Genomic DNA, 5,807 nt, shown 5'->3' with positions numbered 1-5,807 from the left:
GGTGGTGGTTAAGTGCGAAAGGCCCCACTGTGGGTGGGGCCTTTCGTTTAATGGTTGTCCGGCGGTGTCCTACTCTCCCACACTCTCTCGGGTGCAGTACCATCGGCGCTGTGGGTCTTAGCTTCCGGGTTCGGAATGGGACCGGGCGTTTCCCCCACGCTGTGACCGCCGTAACCTTTTTACCCGTTCCGCCCAACACGTGTTTGGGGGTGGGAAGTGTGTGGTTACAACTTGAACAGATTTGTTTCCTGTATTTTGTTGTGTTTGGTTCCGTGTTGTTGGTTGGGAACCGCATAGTGGACGAGGGCAGCATATCTTTTACACCAGCCCTGGTGTGAACGTCTTTTGATACCGTTCACGGGTGGTGTGTGTGGTGTAAGTTATCGGCTTATTAGTACCGGTCAGCTTCACAAGTCGTTAGTCCTTGCTTCCACGTCCGGCCTATCAACCCAGTGGTCTGGCTGGGGGCCTCTCACACAAATGTGTATGGAAATCTCATCTCGAAGCAGGCTTCCCGCTTAGATGCTTTCAGCGGTTATCCCATCCGAACGTAGCTAATCAGCGGTGCACTTGGCAGTACAACTGACACACCAGAGGTTCGTCCGTCCCGGTCCTCTCGTACTAAGGACAGCCCTTCTCAAATTTCCTGCGCGCGCAGCGGATAGGGACCGAACTGTCTCACGACGTTCTAAACCCAGCTCGCGTACCGCTTTAATGGGCGAACAGCCCAACCCTTGGGACCTACTCCAGCCCCAGGATGCGACGAGCCGACATCGAGGTGCCAAACCATGCCGTCGATATGGACTCTTGGGCAAGATCAGCCTGTTATCCCCGAGGTACCTTTTATCCGTTGAGCGACGGCCATTCCACAATGTACCGCCGGATCACTAGTCCCGACTTTCGTCCCTGCTTGAGATGTCTCTCTCACAGTCAAGCTCCCTTGTGCACTTACACTCGACACCTGATTGCCAACCAGGCTGAGGGAACCTTTGGGCGCCTCCGTTACTTTTTAGGAGGCAACCGCCCCAGTTAAACTACCCATCAGGCACTGTCCCTGACCCGGATTACGGGCCGAAGTTAGATATCCAGTATGACCAGAGTGGTATTTCAACGATGACTCCCCCTGAACTAGCGTCCAGGGTTCACAGTCTCCCACCTATCCTACACAAGCCACACCGAACACCAATACCAAACTATAGTGAAGGTCTCGGGGTCTTTCCGTCCTGCTGCGCGTAACGAGCATCTTTACTCGTAGTGCAATTTCGCCGAGCTTATGGTTGAGACAGCGGGGAAGTCGTTACTCCATTCGTGCAGGTCGGAACTTACCCGACAAGGAATTTCGCTACCTTAGGATGGTTATAGTTACCACCGCCGTTTACTGGGGCTTAAATTCCCAGCTTCGCACCCCGAAGGGCACTAACCGGTCCTCTTAACCTTCCAGCACCGGGCAGGAGTCAGTCCGTATACATCGTCTTGCGACTTCGCACGGACCTGTGTTTTTAGTAAACAGTCGCTTCCCCCTGGTCTCTGCGGCCCCACAACGCTCACAACAGCAAGTGTTGGTCACGGGTGAGGCCCCCCTTCTCCCGAAGTTACGGGGGCATTTTGCCGAGTTCCTTAACCATAATTCTCTCGATCGCCTTAGTATTCTCTACCTGATCACCTGTGTCGGTTTGGGGTACGGGCGGCTAAAACCTCGCGCCGATGCTTTTCTAGGCAGCATAGGATCACCGGATCCCCGCATAACGGGGCCCATCGGGTCTCAGAGACGGTATCAAAACCAGGACCACGGATTTGCCTATGGTCCCTCCTACATCCTTAGACCGGGGCAACCATCGCCCGGCCCGGCTACCTTCCTGCGTCACACCTGTTAATACGCTTACCTCCCAGGATCAGGTCCCACGCTCCACCAAAAACTACGTCACCCCAAAGGGTGGGTAATCAGGTTTCGGGTGGTTAGTATCCCCTGCTCAGTATGGGCGGTTTTTCGCCGGTACGGGAATATCAACCCGTTGTCCATCGACTACGCCTGTCGGCCTCGCCTTAGGTCCCGACTTACCCAGGGCAGATTAGCTTGACCCTGGAACCCTTGATCATTCGGCGGACGGGTTTCTCACCCGTCTTTCGCTACTCATGCCTGCATTCTCACTCGTGTAGGCTCCACCGCTGGTTTACACCGCGACTTCACCGCCCACACGACGCTCCCCTACCACTCCAGACGCCTGAACTCAGGAGAACAAGTCTCCGGCTTAGCTATCATCTGAAATCCACAACTTCGGCGGTGTACTTGAGCCCCGCTACATTGTCGGCGCGGAATCACTTGACCAGTGAGCTATTACGCACTCTTTCAAGGATGGCTGCTTCTAAGCCAACCTCCTGGTTGTCTTCGCAACTCCACATCCTTTCCCACTTAGCACACGCTTAGGGGCCTTAGTTGGTGGTCTGGGCTGTTTCCCTCTCGACTATGAAGCTTATCCCCCACAGTCTCACTGCTACGCTCTCACTTACCGGCATTCGGAGTTTGGCTGACGTCAGTAACCTTGTAGGGCCCATTAGCCATCCAGTAGCTCTACCTCCGATAAGAAACACATAACGCTGCACCTAAATGCATTTCGGGGAGAACCAGCTATCACGAAGTTTGATTGGCCTTTCACCCCTACCCACAGCTCATCCCCTCCATTTTCAACTGAAGTGGGTTCGGTCCTCCACGACGTCTTACCGTCGCTTCAACCTGGCCATGGGTAGATCACTTCGCTTCGGGTCTAGATCACGCCACTCACTCGCCCTATTCAGACTCGCTTTCGCTACGGCTTCCCCACACGGGTTAACCTCGCGACGTAACACTAACTCGCAGGCTCATTCTTCAAAAGGCACGCCATCACACCACCACCCCCGAAAGGATGACAACGCTCTGACGGATTGTAGGCACACGGTTTCAGGTACTGTTTCACTCCCCTCCCGGGGTACTTTTCACCTTTCCCTCACGGTACTTGTCCGCTATCGGTCATCAGGGAGTATTTAGGCTTACCAGGTGGTCCTGGCAGATTCGCACGGGATTTCTCGGGCCCCGTACTACTTGGGATACTCTCCAAACGGCAGCACGCATTACGGTTACGGGACTTACACCCTCTCCGGCCGGCCTTTCAAGACCGTTCACCTATACGCCTGCACTCATTTCACTGATCCGGCAGAATCAGAACGGAAAGTCCCGCAACCCCAGTGATGCAACGCCCGCCGGCTATCACACACCACTGGTTTAGCCTCATCCGCGTTCGCTCGCCACTACTAACGGAATCACTATTGTTTTCTCTTCCTGTGGGTACTGAGATGTTTCACTTCCCCACGTTCCCTCCACGCACCCTATGTGTTCAGATGCGGGTCACCCGGTCCATCGCTGGCCAGGCGGGGTTTCCCCATTCGGAAATCCTGGGCTCACAGTCCGGTTATCGACTCCCCCAGGCTTATCGCAGATTCCCACGTCCTTCTTCGGCTCCTGATGCCAAGGCATCCACCGTGTGCCCTTAAAAACTTGACCACAAAAGATCAAAAAACATATCGAGAAAACCATGGCACCAAACCGAAGTCTGAAACCAAGATTTTTTGAAATTGCTTCTTATTTTTAAGATGCTCTCGTCCACTATGCAGTTCTCAACCAACAACCCCACACCACCAACCAAAACCCCCACACACCAACAGGCATGCATTCAAGGGATCCCGCTGCCATGGCAAGGAAAAACCAGAAACACCAACACCCCAACCCATCCCACACCACCCACACACCCCCCTGGCCACCCCCCACAAAGGAGGAAGAAAACCACAAGAACATGCCAGATAATGCACGAGAATCAGGGCCCTGTTATTTCAGGACCCAACAGTGTGCCATACGATAAACCCGATCACCACCAACTGACACCCTTTCCACACCACCCCCGAAAGGACAGCCGTACTCAACTATCAGCCAGCGCCACCAGGCACCTATCCATTGATATTCCACCCATGAGCAGCCCACCGCGGAACAAACGCCCGCGCAATAGGCCATACTCCTACAAACCCCACACCCACCACAGAGGACAGATGCAACAATTCGAGGTGCTCCTTAGAAAGGAGGTGATCCAGCCGCACCTTCCGGTACGGCTACCTTGTTACGACTTAGTCCCAATCGCCGGTCCCACCTTCGACAGCTCCCTCCCCACAAGGGGGTTAGGCCACCGGCTTCGGGTGTTACCAACTTTCGTGACTTGACGGGCGGTGTGTACAAGGCCCGGGAACGTATTCACCGCAGCGTTGCTGATCTGCGATTACTAGCGACTCCGACTTCATGAGGTCGAGTTGCAGACCTCAATCCGAACTGAGACCGGCTTTTTGGGATTAGCTCCACCTCACAGTATCGCAACCCTTTGTACCGGCCATTGTAGCATGCGTGAAGCCCAAGACATAAGGGGCATGATGATTTGACGTCGTCCCCACCTTCCTCCGAGTTGACCCCGGCAGTCTCCTATGAGTCCCCGCCATCACGCGCTGGCAACATAGAACGAGGGTTGCGCTCGTTGCGGGACTTAACCCAACATCTCACGACACGAGCTGACGACAACCATGCACCACCTGTAAACCGGCCGCAAGCGGCCAACACATCTCTGCGCTGTTCCAGTTCATGTCAAGCCTTGGTAAGGTTCTTCGCGTTGCATCGAATTAATCCGCATGCTCCGCCGCTTGTGCGGGCCCCCGTCAATTCCTTTGAGTTTTAGCCTTGCGGCCGTACTCCCCAGGCGGGGCACTTAATGCGTTAGCTACGGCGCGGAAAACGTGGAATGTCCCCCACACCTAGTGCCCAACGTTTACGGCATGGACTACCAGGGTATCTAATCCTGTTCGCTCCCCATGCTTTCGCTCCTCAGCGTCAGTTAATGCCCAGAGACCTGCCTTCGCCATCGGTGTTCCTCCTGATATCTGCGCATTTCACCGCTACACCAGGAATTCCAGTCTCCCCTACATCACTCTAGTCTGCCCGTACCCACCGCAGATCCGGAGTTAAGCCCCGGACTTTCACGGCAGACGCGACAAACCGCCTACGAGCTCTTTACGCCCAATAATTCCGGATAACGCTTGCGCCCTACGTATTACCGCGGCTGCTGGCACGTAGTTAGCCGGCGCTTCTTCTGCAGGTACCGTCACTTACGCTTCTTCCCTACTGAAAGAGGTTTACAACCCGAAGGCCTTCATCCCCCACGCGGCGTCGCTGCATCAGGCTTGCGCCCATTGTGCAATATTCCCCACTGCTGCCTCCCGTAGGAGTCTGGGCCGTGTCTCAGTCCCAGTGTGGCCGTCCACCCTCTCAGGCCGGCTACCCGTCGTCGCCTTGGTAGGCCATTACCCCACCAACAAGCTGATAGGCCGCGAGTCCATCCAAAACCGCAATAAAGCTTTCCACCAACATGGCATGCACCAATCGGTCATATCCAGTATTAGACCCAGTTTCCCAGGCTTATCCCAGAGTTAAGGGCAGGTTACTCACGTGTTACTCACCCGTTCGCCACTAATCCCCCAGCAAGCTGGGATCATCGTTCGACTTGCATGTGTTAAGCACGCCGCCAGCGTTCATCCTGAGCCAGGATCAAACTCTCCGTAAATGTTATACAGACACGCACCCACCACCAGGAAAAACCAGCAAACAGGCACGCGCAAAATTCGAAACCAGCCAAAAACAACCACACAACACCACAAAATGGCATCATGCAGCCAAATTCAACCAATCAATAAAACAATCGGTATCAACAAACATGGCACACTATTGAGTTCTCAAACAACAG

The 5,807-nt window shown here is 54.6% G+C and carries 3 rRNA genes; all 3 read right to left on the bottom strand.

Annotated features, from left to right (window positions below):
• Positions 1 to 56: 56 nt before the first annotated feature.
• Positions 57 to 173, bottom strand: a 5S ribosomal RNA gene (rrf, locus tag ACX80O_RS16550).
• 197 nt (positions 174 to 370) lie between these two features.
• Positions 371 to 3,535: ribosomal RNA gene (locus ACX80O_RS16545) — 23S ribosomal RNA — on the bottom strand.
• A gap of 565 nt (positions 3,536 to 4,100) precedes the next feature.
• Positions 4,101 to 5,627, bottom strand: a 16S ribosomal RNA gene (locus tag ACX80O_RS16540).
• Together the 16S, 23S and 5S rRNA genes form the textbook arrangement of a ribosomal RNA operon.
• Between the last annotated feature and the right edge of the window lie 180 nt (positions 5,628 to 5,807).

The sequence above is a fragment of the Arthrobacter glycogeni genome (assembly GCF_054511155.1).
This window is presented reverse-complemented; position numbering and strand designations above follow the sequence as displayed.